The sequence below is a fragment of the Pseudomonas simiae genome (genome assembly GCF_900111895.1).
Classification (GTDB): domain Bacteria; phylum Pseudomonadota; class Gammaproteobacteria; order Pseudomonadales; family Pseudomonadaceae; genus Aquipseudomonas; species Aquipseudomonas simiae.
The window spans coordinates 1-15,748 of record NZ_FOKB01000011.1; the positions used below are offsets into that span (position 1 = coordinate 1).

Annotated in this window: 19 protein-coding genes; 1 reads left to right on the forward strand and 18 read right to left on the reverse strand. The window is 58.4% G+C overall.

Annotation, left to right across the window (positions count from 1 at the left end; all coding sequences use genetic code 11):
* Nucleotides 1–97 precede the first annotated feature (97 nt).
* The 17 genes from BMZ57_RS25370 to BMZ57_RS25450 all read right to left on the reverse strand — a co-directional run bounded on the left by BMZ57_RS25370 (nt 98) and on the right by BMZ57_RS25450 (nt 13,886).
* A complete protein-coding gene (locus tag BMZ57_RS25370; protein WP_074900677.1) occupies nt 98–673 on the reverse strand; it encodes a phage baseplate assembly protein V in 576 nt (191 codons plus the stop codon).
* The gene (locus BMZ57_RS25375) at nt 670–1,188 is read right to left on the reverse strand and encodes a hypothetical protein (RefSeq protein ID WP_074900681.1); all 519 of its coding nucleotides are present in this window, start codon (nt 1,186–1,188) and stop codon (nt 670–672) included. The genes BMZ57_RS25370 and BMZ57_RS25375 overlap by 4 nt, the downstream gene beginning before the upstream one ends.
* Nucleotides 1,181–1,837, reverse strand: coding sequence for a hypothetical protein (locus tag BMZ57_RS25380; RefSeq protein ID WP_069673273.1), 657 nt, complete (start codon nt 1,835–1,837; stop codon nt 1,181–1,183). The genes BMZ57_RS25375 and BMZ57_RS25380 overlap by 8 nt, the downstream gene beginning before the upstream one ends.
* Nucleotides 1,834–2,154, reverse strand: a complete 321-nt coding sequence (locus tag BMZ57_RS25385; protein ID WP_069673274.1) for a head-tail joining protein — start codon at nt 2,152–2,154, stop codon at nt 1,834–1,836. The genes BMZ57_RS25380 and BMZ57_RS25385 overlap by 4 nt, the downstream gene beginning before the upstream one ends.
* Before the next feature lie 2 nt (nt 2,155–2,156).
* Nucleotides 2,157–3,152, reverse strand: coding sequence for a major capsid protein (locus BMZ57_RS25390; protein WP_069673275.1), 996 nt, complete (start codon nt 3,150–3,152; stop codon nt 2,157–2,159).
* A 63-nt stretch (nt 3,153–3,215) separates the two neighbouring features.
* On the reverse strand, nt 3,216–3,554 hold the full coding sequence (locus tag BMZ57_RS25395) for a head decoration protein (protein ID WP_069673276.1): 339 nt from the start codon (nt 3,552–3,554) through the stop codon (nt 3,216–3,218).
* Entirely contained in the window at nt 3,551–4,681 is a 1,131-nt protein-coding gene (locus BMZ57_RS25400) for a head maturation protease, ClpP-related (RefSeq protein WP_069673277.1), read from the reverse strand. The genes BMZ57_RS25395 and BMZ57_RS25400 overlap by 4 nt, the downstream gene beginning before the upstream one ends.
* Nucleotides 4,678–6,159 carry a phage portal protein gene (locus tag BMZ57_RS25405; RefSeq protein ID WP_069673278.1) on the reverse strand — a complete coding sequence of 494 codons (1,482 nt, stop codon included), beginning with the start codon at nt 6,157–6,159 and terminating at the stop codon, nt 4,678–4,680. Before BMZ57_RS25405 ends, BMZ57_RS25400 begins: the two co-directional genes overlap by 4 nt.
* On the reverse strand, nt 6,159–6,365 hold the full coding sequence (locus tag BMZ57_RS25410) for a phage head-tail joining protein (protein WP_069673279.1): 207 nt from the start codon (nt 6,363–6,365) through the stop codon (nt 6,159–6,161). Before BMZ57_RS25410 ends, BMZ57_RS25405 begins: the two co-directional genes overlap by 1 nt.
* Before the next feature lies 1 nt (nt 6,366).
* Complete coding sequence (locus tag BMZ57_RS25415) at nt 6,367–8,364, reverse strand: phage terminase large subunit family protein (protein WP_069673280.1); 1,998 nt, start codon at nt 8,362–8,364, stop codon at nt 6,367–6,369.
* Between the two features lie 4 nt (nt 8,365–8,368).
* Nucleotides 8,369–8,926: a terminase small subunit gene (locus BMZ57_RS25420; protein ID WP_069673281.1), complete on the reverse strand. Its 558-nt coding sequence runs from the start codon at nt 8,924–8,926 to the stop codon at nt 8,369–8,371.
* Between the two features lie 193 nt (nt 8,927–9,119).
* On the reverse strand, nt 9,120–9,464 hold the full coding sequence (locus BMZ57_RS25425) for a phage holin family protein (protein WP_069673282.1): 345 nt from the start codon (nt 9,462–9,464) through the stop codon (nt 9,120–9,122).
* 527 nt (nt 9,465–9,991) lie between these two features.
* Nucleotides 9,992–10,357, reverse strand: a complete 366-nt coding sequence (locus BMZ57_RS25430) for a PA0613 family protein (RefSeq protein ID WP_069673283.1) — start codon at nt 10,355–10,357, stop codon at nt 9,992–9,994.
* On the reverse strand, nt 10,350–12,569 hold the full coding sequence (locus BMZ57_RS25435) for a VapE domain-containing protein (RefSeq protein ID WP_069673284.1): 2,220 nt from the start codon (nt 12,567–12,569) through the stop codon (nt 10,350–10,352). Before BMZ57_RS25435 ends, BMZ57_RS25430 begins: the two co-directional genes overlap by 8 nt.
* Complete coding sequence (locus tag BMZ57_RS25440) at nt 12,559–12,786, reverse strand: TraR/DksA C4-type zinc finger protein (RefSeq protein WP_074900684.1); 228 nt, start codon at nt 12,784–12,786, stop codon at nt 12,559–12,561. Before BMZ57_RS25440 ends, BMZ57_RS25435 begins: the two co-directional genes overlap by 11 nt.
* On the reverse strand, nt 12,779–13,297 hold the full coding sequence (locus tag BMZ57_RS25445; protein WP_034106750.1) for a phage regulatory CII family protein: 519 nt from the start codon (nt 13,295–13,297) through the stop codon (nt 12,779–12,781). Before BMZ57_RS25445 ends, BMZ57_RS25440 begins: the two co-directional genes overlap by 8 nt.
* A gap of 328 nt (nt 13,298–13,625) precedes the next feature.
* Nucleotides 13,626–13,886: a hypothetical protein gene (locus BMZ57_RS25450; protein WP_069673285.1), complete on the reverse strand. Its 261-nt coding sequence runs from the start codon at nt 13,884–13,886 to the stop codon at nt 13,626–13,628.
* A gap of 78 nt (nt 13,887–13,964) precedes the next feature.
* Between BMZ57_RS25450 and BMZ57_RS25455 the strand changes: the two genes are divergently transcribed.
* Complete coding sequence (locus BMZ57_RS25455; protein ID WP_074900687.1) at nt 13,965–14,690, forward strand: LexA family protein; 726 nt, start codon at nt 13,965–13,967, stop codon at nt 14,688–14,690.
* Here the strand turns inward: BMZ57_RS25455 and BMZ57_RS25460 are convergent, their stop codons facing one another.
* Nucleotides 14,691–15,716 (reverse strand): DUF2806 domain-containing protein, encoded by a 1,026-nt coding sequence (locus tag BMZ57_RS25460; protein ID WP_083266268.1) that lies wholly within the window; start codon nt 15,714–15,716, stop codon nt 14,691–14,693. It lies immediately after the preceding gene.
* Nucleotides 15,717–15,748: the final 32 nt, after the last annotated feature.

Consider the following 15,748-nt stretch of genomic DNA (forward strand, 5'->3'; position numbering starts at 1 on the left):
CACGCGGCCTGGCCCAATCTCGTCCTGGCTGTCGGGTTTGTTCCTGCTCATCAATGGATGCTCCTAAAACGAAAAACCCGCACTAGGCGGGTCGGGATCAGTGTTTATGGTTCGGCGTGTTGCCGCCGACGTCGATGACCTTGCCAGCACTGTTGATGTCGCCGGTCGTATTCAACTTGCCGTTAATCTGGGTTGTACCGTCGATGGTGATGGTGCCCACCAGGTTGATCGCGCCCGATACCAGTCGTGTGCTGTCCGGTGTCATCTCAAGCACCGAGCCACCTACCTTGACCGTGACGGTGCCGGCCGGCAGGTCGATGGTGTAGCTGTGGGCCTCCCAGTCGTAGACCAGGGAGCCGCCATCGTCGAACCGCCAAACCTCGACATGGTCACGGTTGTCCGGTTGCGCGCCGGCATTGCCGTACAGACCGGGGAGGAACGTGCCCATCGCCGGCTCGCCGCTAGGGCTGATCAGCGCGCCCTGCTCGCCCAGGCTCGGCACTCGCCAGTGGCGCGCCTTGCCAGCCGCCTGGCTGTGCCAGCGAACCCAGGCGCTGGTCCATTCGCCCGACTGCACACGCACCATGGCGGCAGGCAAATCTACCGCCACAACAACGCAGGGCATCACCGTGGAAGCGATCATCCGATCATGCTGAGCTGTGGCGTAACTCATTGCAGTTCCTCCGGCTTGATCTGCCCAACACCCGGCCCCAGATCGATGACCAGAGAACCCGGCGGTTCATCCGGCCACGGCCACTCCTCGACGCCCAGGTAAATGGTCTGATCCCACTCCACCAGCCAGACGAAGTAGCCGTCCAGTTCGGGCTTGGTCCAGTCCTGGGTGGAGCGTACGAACTGCGCGCAGTCGACCTCCAAGCCCCAGCTTTGCCCCCGCAAAACTACCGCCAATTGAGACGCCAACTGCACAGCTTGCCGTTGAGGGTCCGTGCTGATCGAGTCGACGATGATTCGCGCCTCGAACTTGCAGGTCAGCGAGGTTTCACCGGTACCGGTGTCCTGCGCCGGCTCCATCTCGGCCATTTCCAGCAGCACCACGGGCGTTGGGAGGGTGGTCTCCGCCGACAGATCCGGCCAGAACGACACGCCCTGAATCCCCGGTAGATGTTCCTGCAGATGCTGCTCGATGGCCCCATACAACTGGTCAAGGCTGGAAGGCTGATCAGACACGGGCGACCCCCTTGAGGTACTTCTGCAGTTCAAAGTTGAGTTCTTGCTTGAGGATCTCCAGCAGGATTTCATCGGCGCGTTTGACCCAGCTATCGAAGTGCGGTCGCACTTGGTCAAGCGACACCTTGGCTTTCGCCAGCGGAAAGCGGTTATCGCTTTCCGCGATGAAGCCAGAGCTGCGCCGCCCCTGTGTACTGCCTGGGTAGTCCGTGGCGTTGAAATGCTTGCTCGACGTGCGGATCCAGATATCAGGGCTGCCCCCATACACCTGCTTGAAGAACGCGCCTTGGTAACGTCGCCCTGCCACTGACACACCGGCACGGGTTTGCCGAGCCTTCCCGATCCGACTGGCCTCGATTGCGTTGACCCCGAACCACAACTTGCCGCGCATCGCCCCGCCGCTGACCGGGTACGCCCGAAGGCGTTGCCGGACGGCGCCGATGGCAATCCGCTCCTGCTTACCAACTGCTCGGGCGATGTGAGTGCGCAGCCTGCCCAGCGTCTTATTGATTGCTCGACGCTGGGCCGCTGCAGCAGCTTTGGGCACTAACTGCCCGAACTCGCGTAACGCCTGGGAGTGCACCGCTGACGGCTGGATGTTGAGCATCCCGCTGTCTCGCGTCTTATGTACGTAACTGCCGACGCTCATGCACGTTTCCTCAAGATCAGGGCCACCAGTCCATTGCCGTTGGGCTCCAGGTGCAGCAGGTCGTATTCGCCACCACCATCTAGTGCCGGCACGTCGACCGTGACCCGAAGGCCTTTGATGAGACCTTCCGAATCCTTAACGCGGATCTCAAAGCGAGGCTCGCGTATGGCGGAGTGGACCTTGCCGAACGCGGGTTGCTTCCAGGGTGCCGAGAACATGCCCAACACCGGTTCGGCGCGGCCTTCGATCTGGGCACTGTCGCCCAAGGTCTCGAAGACCACATCGTCGATATCGTCGATCAGATCGCGGAAGGCCACGGTCACATGTCCAGCAGGATCTGCGCCAAGGGCCGCGTGCACATGTGCAGCGGGTTGGACTGAGCTTCACCGGCCATGCCTTTGTTGAAAGGCAGTGGCTCGATCTTGCTGTAATACGGAACACCTTCGGTGTTGACTGTTTCCATGTAGTCGGCCGGTGCGAATACCGAAATGTACAAGTCCGGTACGCCTTCAGGGATCAGCAGCGCCTTGTCATCGTGCACAAAGGTCATCCCGGCGATTTTGCCGCGATAACGCTCCCAGGTGATGCCACCGTAGTCGAAACTTTCACGAGCATCACCTCGCAAAGCAGCTGCTTGTTGGGTGTTGAGGTAAGTTTTTTTCACCTCCTCAATTTCCAAAAGCGCATTCCAAAAATTCTTACCGCAGAAAGCACGAGAGCCGCTGCGGGTCACGCTGCCCAATGCGTCCTCTTGCATATCCAATGCCTCACCACACTGCACGCGAAACGACTTCGTCTCACCGACCAAGCCCATCGACAACGACTTTCGCTTAACGCCAAAACGGTCATACAAATCGAGCAGCACAGTCTTGCCATCCGCATCGTAGATTTTGCCGTTAAGCGCACCAAGGCGCTGAAACTCGTGAGTAACGTCTAACTGTCGACGAGCCTTGGCCAGTCGCTTGTTGACCACGTCCTGCACCGACTGAAGCTCGGAACGCGTGCCGAAGGCACGAATGCCCTGGATCTCATCAGCCTTGATAGTGAAGCGTTGTGGCAGGTGTACGGTATTGAAAGGAATCAGCGTGCGCTTGGTACCACCGACCACCAGACCGGACGTACCCCGTTCACCCGCCGGCACCAATGCCAAGGTGTCACCGTCCTTTTCGATCTGTACCGTAAGGGTGGTAATACCCTCCTCTTGGAACAAACCCAGGCTGCCGATACGTCCAGGCACGTACTCCTGTTCGTTGATTGCGGCGGTCAGCGAAGATACCGAGAACGCATCGTCATTGAAGATTTGAATGTCAGCCATGAAACATGTCTCCAGAAAACAAAAAACCCGCAAAATGCGGGTTGAAGGGGTTGAACGATTCGCCTAGCGGACGATCACGTTTCGAGCGTTCAGCGCTTTTTCAGCGGCGGGGTCCAGGCCGGTCAAGTGTGCTTCGCTGACCTCCGCCAGACGCACCACCGCACGTCCTCGGCGCACCACGTCCGACATGCTTAATGGTCCGAAGAGGATCGCCTGGGCGTTCTCGCTACCGTCTTCAGCTGTGGGGTTATATGGCGCGAACTCACCAGTAGCAGTGACCAAACCGAGGATCTGTCCAGGTTCCAACGCAGGGCCGGCAGCGACGTTGATAGCTTCGCGGGAAATCGTGCCAGCGCCTTCGGACAGCAGGAACTCACCTGCGTGCATCGATTCAATTTTCATGCTCTTGCTCCTTTCGAGTTACCGTTCTGCGCCGCCTGACGGGTTGCCCAGATTGAGTGAGTGTCGACCTGTTTGGCCTTGATCGTTGGGGCTGGATCATCGTCCAGCGGCAGGCTGTTGTTGATTTCAAACCCGCCACCACTGCCGACCAGCTTGTCGAAGAGCCGCGCACGAACTGCAGCTTCATCCAAGCCCGCCGTGATGAATTCGCAGGTCAGCTCTGGCAGTCGTGCCGCGACACAGAGGCCGTGCAAGGCTTTTGCATTGCTCAGAGCTGCCTGGATCACCGCTTCGCTTTCCAGCTTCGTCGCAGCGAGTATCGGGTCCACCAGGTTGCTGATACCGGCCGCTGCACATCCCTGCGTGATCATCAGCGCCAACTTGGCAGCATTCAGCACAGGGGCAGGATCTGGCTCAGGCGGTTCTACTTCAGGCTCCTCATCTAGTTGGGCGAGCAGCTCGGGCGGGGCATTCTGGAAGCGCTGCAACACACTGCCCTGTCCGAGACAGGCGCTGACCTTTAGGCCGTCACCCACCTCATCAGCCAGACCCAACGCTACCGCTTCATTGGCAGTGAGCCAGGTCTCGGCGTTGACCATGCGCCGCAGCTCCGCCTCATCGATATCCGGCGCTTTGGCTTTGTAAGCCGCGATGATCGCTTCCAGGGTCTGGTCCAGCACATCGGCGACGCGGCGGAAGTCTTCGGCATCGCCACCGGTAAAGGTATAGGGGTTGTGAATCATCAACATGGCGTTGGCCGCGATCACTACCCGGTGAGCGCCGCACACCGCGACACTTGCGGCGCTGGCTGCCAGCGCATCAATGCGCCCGGTACAGCGCTCGCCCAATCGCGACAGCGCGTTGTGGATCGCCAGGCCATCAAACAGGTCACCGCCGATACTGTTGAACGCGACGATCACTGGTGACGCACCATCATCCATAGCGCGCAGATCCTGCACGAACTGATTGGCGGTGACGCCCCAAGCGCCGATCTCGCCATAGACGAATATCTCGATGTTGCGCTGCTCGGCTTCGCCGCTGGCCTGGAAGGTGTACCAGCTTTTATCGGCGACTTTTACCTGCTTGCCCGCCTTGTCATAAACGCGGGGTTTAACTTTTTTACTCATGGTTGTTCCTTGTCATCGATCACCTCGATGGCTTCAAGAGTCGTGTAGTGGAGGCCAAGGTCCGTGGCCCTGACGAGATCAGCAGCGTTTTCCATATCGACCGTTTCAGCGTCGTAGCCGGTACGCAGCACCATCTCGCTGCGTGAGGCAAAGCCCGCCTGTACTTCCATCCGCCGCGCCTGCACGTCCTGCACCGGTTGGATGTAGGCCCACCCTTGCGGCACCCAACGCGTGCGCAGGTATTCACGCCGACGTTGCGCGTAGTCCGGCAGCACCAGGGCGCCAGACAGCACCGCCATGTCCATCCAGGCAGCTCGCACCGGGCGACACAGCTGATGCACATACACGCCGAATTGCAGTTGCTCCAGACGGCGCCGGAACTCGTTGAGCACCACTCGCAGCGCCCGGTCGTTGACCTCCCGCATGTCGCCGGTGAGGATCTCGTACGGCGTGCCCGACCCTGCCGCCGCAGCCATCAGCTGCTGACGCATAAAGTCCGGGTAGTTATTGCCGGCGTCAGGTGGTTTGGAGAACTCCACCTCTTCACCTGGCCCCAGCTCCTGCATGGTGCCGGGCTCCAGGGCGACCATCGGCGTGAAGCCATCGCGGTCGGTGGTCAGGAGTTGCCCCGTGACAGGGTCACGCGGTTGTTGCCCCATCTCCGGTGATGGCCGCTTGATGAAACCGGCAAACAGGTTCGCCACTTCCTGACGGAACAGCACCGCGTCATCGTAGTTATCCAGGCTGCGTAGGCGCTTCAACACCGGGGCCAAACGCGGCACGCCGCGCAACTGTCCGGGCTCCATCGGTTCGAAGATATGCAGTACCTGCGCCGCTGGTACACGTACCAGCTGGTTGTAGCCGGTGTTCAACGACGACGAATCCCGTGGGTGCGAGAGGTACATCCAATACGCCACTCGCTTTCCGGCCGGGTTGAACTCAATCCCGGCGCGGATCACGTTGCCGTTTTTGGCGGTCTCGAACTTGTCGTGTGGGACAAACTCAGGGGCCAGCGCCTGCAGCTGCAGAGGCACCGCCAAGCCTTCGCTCGGACTGCGCGGCCTGAGCCGCACAAAACACTCTCCGGCCGTTTCCACGGTGCGCGCCACCAGGGCCTGCATGCCGTAGAAGTCCGTCAGCTCGTCGGCGTCGGCCTCATCCACCCAGTCATCCCACAGCTGTTGCTTGATTTTGCGCAGTGCCGCGTCATCCGTCGTCGGCCTAGGCGTGATGCCGGTGCCGATCAGGTTGCTGACGCGTTTGTCGATGACATTGAACGCATACGGATCATTGCGCACCGCCGCCCGCGAGCGAGCGCGCAGGTTGCGCAGGGCTGGAGTGTTGATGCTGTTGATGCCGCTGTCGCTGGCTTCCCAACTGGCCGAGCGCCGGCCCTCCCCGGCGCCTTCGTAACTGGCCTTGATGTTCGACGGCAGCAAGAATCCATTACGGGTGAGCGTCGGATAATGTCGGGCCATTAGAGTCCCTTGCCTCCGTGGGTAAGTCGAATCACGCGAGAGCGCGGTCCGGCAGCGTTGATCAGTGACGTTCGGATCTCGTCACGGGCTTTGAGCAGTTCGTCGATGGAGCGGTACTCCACCGTGCGGTCGCTGTAGCGCACGGTCTTTTCACCGCGTGCGATGGCGCGCTCGATGGCTTCGAGGTGCTTTGGGGTAAACGACATATCAGCGTCTCTTCAGATAACCGCTGGTGGAGCTGCGGCGTTGTGGGGGTGCAGCGGGTCGCGGTTGGGCGACGGGTTGCGGTGCAGGCTTCGGTATCTCGGGAGCCTGCTCGGCGACCGTGACACGTTCGGCTTCGACCACCTTTTCATCGAACAAACCGGCCTGGGCCAGCGAGTTCCGCACCCGCTCCCAGTCGTGCTCCTGGTAACGGTTGATGCCGAGGTAATGCGCCATCGCCAGGTTGTACACCATCAGATCGAGCGCTTCGTTGCGCTCGGCCTTGCCTTTGATCCACTCGATACGCTTGTGGCCCCGCACATACTTGGCAACCTTGCGCTCGGCCACGCACTGGGCGAAGAACTCGTCCGGCAAGTCGTTGGCGAAGTGCAGTGCGCCTGGCCCGGATTCGAACGGGTAGCGGTTGTAGATCCAGTCCTTTGCTGTGTCGGTGCCGACAAACCACAGCTCTGCGCCACCGCGTTCGGTCTGTCCTTTCCAGGTCACATCAACCATCGAAGGCCGCTGAGCGATCACCGGCTTGCCGGGCTTGCTCGCGCCCTTAATGGCGAAGATGTTGCGCCAACGCCGTACGCGGCAGAACTGATACACCTCATCCGTGTGATGGCCACCGGAGTCGACAGCAACCGCAAGAATGCCCAGGCCAACGCCGCAAGGGTGTCGATAGCGCTCCTTGAGCAGCTCGTCGAGGACAGCCCAGGTACGCTCATCTGATGGGTCACCGGCGATTACTCGGTGATCGATGACCCAGCGCTCCATGCCGACACCCCAGCCCATTGCCATGAATTCCAGGCGATCAGCCTGCACGTCGACAGAGCCAGTGATCATCATCACAGCAGCAGGTACCGCACCGAGGGAGAAACCCTCCCTACGAGCCCGCTCAATCAGGACCGATGCCTTCGTCTGCTCTTGTGCACTGTCCCAGACCTTTGCCAGACGAGTGTTGTAGAACACCTGCATGGGTTCAAGGTCACCCTTAGCCTGAGCCTTTTTGGCCTTTTCGAACTGCTTAGCCAGCGACCGCCAATCCATCCACCCCGGCGGCGAATACAGCGCATTGAGGTGGAATCCCACGGTCTCACCATCGCCTTGGGTGTGGGAGCGCCATTCACCCTTGGCTAACATCTGTCCCTTGAAGTGCTCTTCGATCAACACATCGCAGTCCAAACCGGACGCAGCGCATTTGTAATGCACCAAGCTAAAGTCGGCTGAGTAGAGAAGGTTTTCCCATTGAAGCACCTGCATGTGGCCACAGTGGGGGCATGGCACGTAGTAATAACGCTGGTCGCTGGATTCAAACAGATCGGCAATGCGTGACGCGCCCTTAATCGTCGGCGAGCTCGAAAAATAGAACTTTGCGTTGCGGCCAAAAGTACTACCCCGCGTTTCCGCTAGTTCGATAGGGTCACCCTCATCGCCCACGTCGACCTCCCAGCGATCAACTTCATCGCCGTAGATGTAGCGCGCCGACAACTCGGCCAAGTTGGCCGCAGAGCCCGCAGTGGTGACATACAGCGAGCCGCCCTCGAACTCCTTGGTGTCCATGGTGTTTCGTGAATCTCGCGACCGGCTGGAGGCAACACGCTCGCGTAGCACGGGAGTGGCCTTGATAGTTTTACTGATCCGAGACGACACCCGTTTCGCCAGTCCTAGGCTGGGAAGCAGCGCAAGAATGTTGGACGGCGCCATATGGATTAAGCCGCCCATCCAGTTCAATCCGATCTGCGTTTTCATTAACTGGGAAGCGACCATCGTTATCACGCGCTTGCATGGGTGAGCCGGCGAAAGGCAACGCATGGGCTCGCGAGCATAAGGTGTACGCGAGGTTCGGTATTGGCCTGGCTCAGCGGCACCCGAGTCACGCGGGATCCGCATGTATTCGTCAGCCCACTGGTCAATCCAGACGTCCGGATCGGGCTGGAGCCCACGGAAATACGCCTCACGGTACACCTCTGCACCATCAGGAATTTCCGTGTGCATGGGGTTAACTCATGGTTAGTGCATGTTCAAGGTCAGAAGTAGACATACGTTCAGCGTCCTCCAGCGAACGCCGGATGGCAGCTGTCAAATGCCTTTCGATTACCCAAGGGTCGGTCATTGCAGCCAGCTCTGGGGCAAGCTTTGGGGGCATCCCAAGCAGTTGATCACGCAACAGACGGCCCGCATTGTAGGCACCTGTTTCCACTGCTTCGCGATCCACCAGGGTGCCTTGTTGTTTGCGATAGTTGTCTTGCTCCTGAAGAGCAAGGTAGTGCTCTCGCAGAGCGCGAGACTTCTGAAAGTCTACCGCTTGCCCAACTTGCGGCACCGCAGGTTCTTCGGCGGCTGTTTTCGCCTCTCGCTCAAGACGAAGCCGGTTATGACGGTCGGCGACAGCGGCTTTGCTGGGATCCGCCGACTCCGCCAGCAATGCCTCGGTAGCTTCCAGCTCTACTTTGCCGTCATCGGTCAGCACCAGGCGATCCTGATTAGCCAGCTTGGAAACATAAGATTTGGCCCAGCCACGTCGTGCCGCAAACTCCGTTTTGCTAATTACGGTCATGATGGAATCTCCTGTTCACCAATGAATCCGGAGTAGTTCACCTGTTCACCTCGGTTCACTAAGCTGGTGAACTGTTCGCTAACACTTTCCCGCGGGTTTCATGCCCCGTGTCCCTCGAATGCCCCCAGGGTCCCCGGCGACTTTTCGGCGCTTCATTTTGGTGTAGGCCACGTATTCCGTGGCCTCCAGCACATCATGCCTGACCGCTGCCCGAGGGCGGCACATCGCACACGCCCAGCCGCTTGGCGGCCCAGCGTTCGTACAAGCCGATGGCGACATCGGCGCCGGCCATCGCGGTAAGGCATCCAATGCTCCCCGCCGCCAGCACCGACATGCCCGAGGCGTGCAACAACATCATGGTGGAAAGCCCGCAGACCACGCAGGCCCCGGAGCGGAGCAGCAAGCGGCGAACCAAAGACCAACCGCTCACCCCCGCCTTGTCGGCCCGCCATGCCTCGCCGGAAATCCCGCCGACCAAGGACAGTAGGATCACCATCCAGACCGGCATCTCAATAAGCGCTTGCTGCTCGTTCGTCATCGCCCTACCCCATAAACGCAAAAACCCGGCGCAATGGCCGGGTTCAGTGTGGTGGTGTGTCCCGCTGCTTGCGGTCGCACCTATCGAAGATGGGTACTTTTTACAGGTGGATTATCATGGCAGCAAGCGGGTTTTAATGCCATGGAGCAATACGGGTGCGACATGGGTATGACGCAGGTGCAACGGAGGGACAACGCATTCAATCGGCTATCGCTTCTGATGCCCTGTCTGACCTGTCCCACTATTCTGAATCGAAGTAGGACAGCTACAGGCGCCTGAATACGGGGCTCTGCCCTACTGTCCTACCTTTTTTACTTTTCTCTTGTGTATAGAGAGAAAGCTAAAAGCACGCGTGCGCGCCATGGGCGCGATTACGTGCCCGCTATGCTCATGTGTGCGTGGGGCGAGTGGAGGTTGGACAGTAGGACAGGTCAACAAGGGCGCGGCCTGCGCCTGTCCAACTGCGCTAAATGGCAGTCGGACAAGGGCGGACAGTAGGACAGAGGCACGCGCAGTGACGCCGAGGGTCATGCAGCCTTCCCCATCAGCATGCCGTCGATGGAGACGTGGGCTTCGTGGAGGCGCCGGTAATAGGTCGGCGCACTGCAACCGCAATGCAGCATCTTCTGCGAGAGGAAGCTTTCGTGGTTGCAGTAGTGCTCGCGCACGACGACCGACAGCTGCGGCGGCAAGTGTTTGTTGACGATCAGCTCGATGTCGGCCGATTCATCCAGCAGCACCCGACTGCCGCGTGTGCCACGTATCAGCTCACCCTTGCACTCCATCAGCATGGCGATCATGTTGCCGCCACTCGGCCCTCCCATGTTTTCCGGCATGGGTGAGTGCAGATCCTGCGCCCATAGTTTGAGCATCTCGTCGATTCGCTTAATCATCGAAGCATGGCTCCTCGATCACCGATTGCTGCAACGCAGACCCACGCCCCCAGCCCGCAGGCTTTTCATAGGCCCATGGCCGCACCCCGCTCTTGGGCAATGCCGGCATGCGCCGCTTGCGCCAACCCAGCCGATGCATGATCGCCCCGACCCGCATCTGCTCGGGTTTGCCCCAATGACCGAAGTCCAGCTTGAGCGCTTGGGTGAGGATCTCGTTGCCGGTGGCGGTCTCGCCGATCTGCGACTCTTCCATCCAGGCCAGGATTGGTCCTTCCCATTCGTCCACCACAAAGCGTTCGTCCTGGGCCTCGGCGAACATCTTGGATTCGTCCTTGTTCACCCACCAGATGTCGCCCGCCTCGAAGCAGAACAACGCCTCGGCCCATAGCTGGTCGCGGATCTCGCGCAGTTGCTCCAGGTCGACCTTGTTGCAGAACACCGGCCAATAGCGACGGTTGCCCGTGGCGTCCTTGAGGTATTCCTCTTGGTTGGTGGTGCCCACGAAAACACACTGGCGTGGCACGTCATTCGTTCTGCGGCCGTAGCTTTCGCGGTAGGTGTCAGTGGATGCGGAGAAGAACTGTTTGGCCTTCGTGCTCTCAGCCTTGTTGAAGCTATCAAGCTCGCCCAGCTCGACGATCCACTTCCCGCGAATCGCCTGGAAGCTGTCCTTGTCGCCGAGGGCAAAAGGAGTATCCATGAACCACTCACCGCCGAGGACGCCCATGGCCGTGGACTTACCAGCACCCTGCCCGCCTTCGAGGATCATCACTGAGTCAGCCTTGCAGCCTGGGCGCATTACCCGAGCGACCGCAGAGATCAGCCAGCGCTTGCCGACCTTCGCCGAGTACTCGCTGGCATGAACGCCCAGCACGTCGGTCAGCCAGGTTTCGATACGGGGCACGCGGTCCCACTCCAGCTTCCCGAGGTACTCGCGCACCGGGTGGAAGGCATGGTCGTGGGCAACCACGCTGACCGCCTCGATCACATGGGAGGCTTTGACCCGCAGGTTGTATTGCTGCGCGAGCCACTTCATAACCCGCATGTCATCGATATCGGCCCAATCGCCGGCACCACCACCGAAGGGGGCAGACCGCAGTTTGACGATCTTGGAGCTGAACACGCTGTAACCCATGACACCGGCCCAGCGCTCGTCGTTGCCCAGGATCAGCTCGACGTTTTGCATGTGCGCGATCAGGGAGCCGTTCTCGGTGCGGGCGAGTTGGTCTTTCCAACCGCCAGCTGCAGGAGGCTTTACCACCGCCAGCACCTGGCGGCGGACGGCCTCCAAACCTTCGGCGACGTGCAAGTCGTTGAAGTCGGTCCACTTGACCTCGCGCTCGCCGGAGAACACCGGGGCAACCACCTGGCCGCCGACAACCAGCGCAGCGTTGTTGGCCTTCTCTTCGCCTGGGTTCCAGGGATCGCCGTTGGGGCGTTTGGTCTTCCAGTCGTCATCGCGACAGATGATCAGCGGGCAGCCGGGGAAACGCTCGCGCATGGCCTTGGAGACCGGCAGCAGGTTGCCCGCGTCAAAGGCGATGGCGACGGTCAGCGAAGTCGCCATGTGCAGGCTTGCGCCAGTGGCGTAGCCCTCACACACCAGCACTGGCTCGCCGGGTTCAGGGTGTGGGCCGATCAGGTGGAAGGCGCCTTCCTTCGACATGCCGTATGGCCAATACGCTTTGTCCCGACCGGTGTCCTCTTGCTTCGCGGGGAAGATCACCTGCAGGCCGACGATCTGGTCGCGCACATTGCACATGGGTACCAAAAAAGCGCCGCTACGTGGCGCATAGCGGACCTTGAAGCCAACGATCTGCTTTCGATCCAGGTAGGCGCTCTTGCCCTTTTCGGGCATGCGCTTGAACAGGCCGGCGGCACGGTTGGCCGCTCGACGTGAAGCGTTGGCCGCGATCTCGGCGGCCTTGCGCTTGGCGTCTTCCTGGCGGGCGCGCATGACTTCGCGCTCTTCCGGGCTCATGCGCCCGGCCTTGACCTTGATCTTCTGGGTGTCGCCGGAGCGCCAGTCACCGAAGCTGCCGAAGATCAGCGTCTCGTTCTTTTCGGTGCGGTGTTCGTGAATGACGTACCAGCCGTTCTTTTCCTTGCCCTTATCCTGGGTAGTTTTGCAGCGGGTGAGTTTTCCGAATACGAGGGGTTGAACAGGCTCGAGACCGTAGTCCGCGAACTGATTGAGCACGTCATCGAGCATAACGGGAAGACCTCAGATCATCAGCGGTTTTACACCCAATGCACAGCGTGCAACCGGGTTGTGCCAAGCGGCGCGCCTCAGGAATAGGTTCGTCGCACTCATCACAGAACATCAGGGAGTGCTGGGCCGTACTGGACATCAGCGCCAAGCGTGCAGCCACGGCTTGATCGATCCGTTCCTGCACTAGGTCATTTGCAAAGTCAGCGATATCAGCCACGTTCCACCCCACGAGTCGTCTGGTTTACGTAGCGGGCGCGGTTGTACATGCCCAACAACCCCTGGATACCGCGAAACACCAACTGGCGAATCTCGGCCAGCTCGCCGTCATCGACCTTGCCGTCGCCAATGTGCTTGGCCCAGGTCTCGGACAAATCCGCAACCTGCCGAAAGAACTGCGCGATCCCCGTGGTGAGGGTTTCAGGCATGTCGTTGGTATACGCCTCGGCCAGCTCCTGCCAGATCGTGTCACCGACAAGACCATGCACCGCATCGAGAATGCGACGGTCCTTGGTCAGTTCGAGGATCTCGCCGAACTCTTGGATGTTGACGGTGTGTGAGGGATGGGTGGGAGACAACTTGTGCTGCAGCGTGGTGGCATTTCGACCGGTGGTGGCGGCGATTGCAGCGGCTCCGCCGGGATAGTCCCGTGCGGCGTGGTACAGGGCTAATTCGAGCGTCAGGACTTCCTTTTGCGCTCTCTCAACACAGCTTAAAGCTACTCGGCTCATGGCATTAATCCTACAAAGTTGCCAGTGCCCCGCGACATGCAGTGGTGTTACATTTGCCGCGTGGCTTGAAAGGGCCCAAACGCCGGCTAGATCTAGGGATCGAAACCGGCACCGTGCCGAGGCGAACAATCCGTTGCTCACCTCTGGCGCAACAGCTGCCTAATCTGTGGTGGAAAAGGCAGCAACCCAAGACATCCGTGTCTTGGAATCGCGATAAAGGGAGGTGGTTTGCATGTGGTGTGCCCTCCTACCTTCGTCGCGACCCGACAGCACTGTGGTGGTGTGTGCCGGGAGGAACTGGGCGGCCCTTGGGTCGCCTTTTTTCTATCTACGCTGCAGCTTTCTGCGGGGCCGATGCATTGAGCAACCAGGCAGCGTCAAACGCGTTGCCCTTCTGCTCAGCAGCGGTCGCTAAAAGTTTTGCATAGTGGGTTTCACCGGTGTAATCGGTGCGAGGAAGGCTGGCAGCCAAGCGCCATTTATTGAGCGCCTGATAACTCCTTTCACACACCTTGGCGGCGGCACCAATGCCGCCTACTGCTTCAAATGCGAACGCGATGGCGTTCGGAAAATCTGCGGGGTCCAACATGGCAACCTCCATTTATCAACTCGCGGTTGATATTAACATCAACTGACTATTGCGCAACCCCTGTGAGAGTATCAACTCATGGTTGATAAGAACGAGCTACGGGCAGCTTTCACGGCGCGCCTTCACGAAGCACTCGACGATGCCGGTGTACGCACCAGGGGACGGGGGGTGGACATTCATAAGCACCTAGTTAAAGTCGGGCTCGAGAAAAGCACTCAGGCGATAAGTAAGTGGCTTAATGGCGAATCTATCCCTGAGGCAGACAGCATGGCTGTGCTGTGTACGTGGCTAAAAGTGCGAAGAGAATGGCTGCAATATGGTGTGCCTCCCAAAGAGCGGACGATTAATAGTAACGTTCGCCCACTTAACGATGTAATCGAAAACAACGTCCATGAGGTGACGCGACGCTTTGGCAAAGTCCCGCTGATTTCTTGGGTACAAGCCGGCGCATGGTGCGAGGCGAATTTTGAGCAAAATGATGGCGAGTCTTGGCTGTCATGCCCTGTTCCAATCAGCGAAAGTGGTTATGCCCTGAAAGTTCTTGGAGACTCTATGACAAATCCTGGGCCAGGTCGTAGTTACCCGACAGGATGCATAATTTTCGTTGATCCAGAAGCTGAAACAAAGACAGGGGATCGAGTGATCGCTAGAGTCCCCCGCACCAATGAAGCCACATTCAAAATTTTAGTAGAGGATGCGGGACGGCAATTCTTGAGACCAATTAATCCGCAATACCCAATCATCGATATTACGGAAGAGACTCACATCTGCGGAAAAGTTGTTGGCTCATTTATTCCAGAATGATTACACCACTATTCTTTCATCCTTCCAACTCACATATCCTGGTGCAGATGGAGCACTAGTTGCAATAGAAACTTTAGCTCCTAACGAAGAAATATACTTGCCAAACTTTTGGAGATAAGCCGAATCCGCTTTGAAGTCTCCAAGACCTAAGATTTGCCTTCCTAACCCCGAGACAGAAATAACATTTATCTGAAGTAAACTCTCATAAGTATCGGGTTCACCCCGAACAATCAAACACTTCTCGTAAGAGTGCAAGATGGATAACCAACTGCCATTCGGCTGGACATTCTTACTCAGAGTGAAGTTAAGACCAATAGAGTCGGCACCTATTAACAACCCCATCTCCTGAAGCGTAAGCACCTCATCAAATGAGATAGGATAAATATTATCGTCTGGCCGCCAAATAAACCCATTGGTTACTGACGCCGAAATCTTAGCAATTAATTCAGCTTCTGCCTGGGAAAGATTTCTAAGAAAATCCAAACATCTTAAAGAATAGGTGCCTGGTGTTTTTATCTCACCGGCAAGCAATCGCCCCCATATTTTCTGCAGGTCAGCGTCAGACACTTCACCTGTGTAATCTCTCCACCTATACAGCCAGTCGTCGTCAACTTTAGAATCAGGCGCAGGATCGCTATCATTACACAATGCTTCTTCAGCAAAGATTATCGATCCAGACGTATTTATTTCACGACGTACAGCGTCACTTACAACAAACTCCCGCCCATACTTCAATGCATCTTGAATATTCAAAACTGGTTCTTTTCTTTCGACGCTCAAGGGCTTCAATGTCGCCTCTTTTGCCAACCCTAGACTCATTGATAACTCAGATATATCTTTTCGACCGCTTTTAATATCTTCTGCATCTCTTTCTGTTTGAGCGAGACTTAATAACTCAGCACGTTTTAACTCAAGATGCACAAGACCCTCCCTCCGCATTTGCCCCGGTTTGAGTAAAGACCCCACACCTTTATCGGCTAGAGACTCCCAAAGTCTCGACAATAATTGCTCACCCGGCCAGCCCATCCTAAGCCCTCCCCTCGAATGCAGATTTGGGC

Bases quoted from the DNA above. Each gene is read 5' to 3' on its own strand.
- BMZ57_RS25370 (WP_074900677.1), bottom strand. From the start codon at position 673: ATGAGTTACGCCACAGCTCAGCATGATCGGATGATCGCTTCCACGGTG.
- BMZ57_RS25380 (WP_069673273.1), bottom strand. From the start codon at position 1,837: ATGAGCGTCGGCAGTTACGTACATAAGACGCGAGACAGCGGGATGCTC.
- BMZ57_RS25390 (WP_069673275.1), bottom strand. From the start codon at position 3,152: ATGGCTGACATTCAAATCTTCAATGACGATGCGTTCTCGGTATCTTCG.
- BMZ57_RS25395 (WP_069673276.1), bottom strand. From the start codon at position 3,554: ATGAAAATTGAATCGATGCACGCAGGTGAGTTCCTGCTGTCCGAAGGC.
- BMZ57_RS25400 (WP_069673277.1), bottom strand. From the start codon at position 4,681: ATGAGTAAAAAAGTTAAACCCCGCGTTTATGACAAGGCGGGCAAGCAG.
- BMZ57_RS25405 (WP_069673278.1), bottom strand. From the start codon at position 6,159: ATGGCCCGACATTATCCGACGCTCACCCGTAATGGATTCTTGCTGCCG.
- BMZ57_RS25410 (WP_069673279.1), bottom strand. From the start codon at position 6,365: ATGTCGTTTACCCCAAAGCACCTCGAAGCCATCGAGCGCGCCATCGCA.
- BMZ57_RS25415 (WP_069673280.1), bottom strand. From the start codon at position 8,364: ATGCACACGGAAATTCCTGATGGTGCAGAGGTGTACCGTGAGGCGTAT.
- BMZ57_RS25420 (WP_069673281.1), bottom strand. From the start codon at position 8,926: ATGACCGTAATTAGCAAAACGGAGTTTGCGGCACGACGTGGCTGGGCC.
- BMZ57_RS25425 (WP_069673282.1), bottom strand. From the start codon at position 9,464: ATGACGAACGAGCAGCAAGCGCTTATTGAGATGCCGGTCTGGATGGTG.
- BMZ57_RS25430 (WP_069673283.1), bottom strand. From the start codon at position 10,357: ATGATTAAGCGAATCGACGAGATGCTCAAACTATGGGCGCAGGATCTG.
- BMZ57_RS25435 (WP_069673284.1), bottom strand. From the start codon at position 12,569: ATGCTCGATGACGTGCTCAATCAGTTCGCGGACTACGGTCTCGAGCCT.
- BMZ57_RS25445 (WP_034106750.1), bottom strand. From the start codon at position 13,297: ATGAGCCGAGTAGCTTTAAGCTGTGTTGAGAGAGCGCAAAAGGAAGTC.
- BMZ57_RS25450 (WP_069673285.1), bottom strand. From the start codon at position 13,886: ATGTTGGACCCCGCAGATTTTCCGAACGCCATCGCGTTCGCATTTGAA.
- BMZ57_RS25455 (WP_074900687.1), top strand. From the start codon at position 13,965: ATGGTTGATAAGAACGAGCTACGGGCAGCTTTCACGGCGCGCCTTCAC.
- BMZ57_RS25460 (WP_083266268.1), bottom strand. From the start codon at position 15,716: ATGGGCTGGCCGGGTGAGCAATTATTGTCGAGACTTTGGGAGTCTCTA.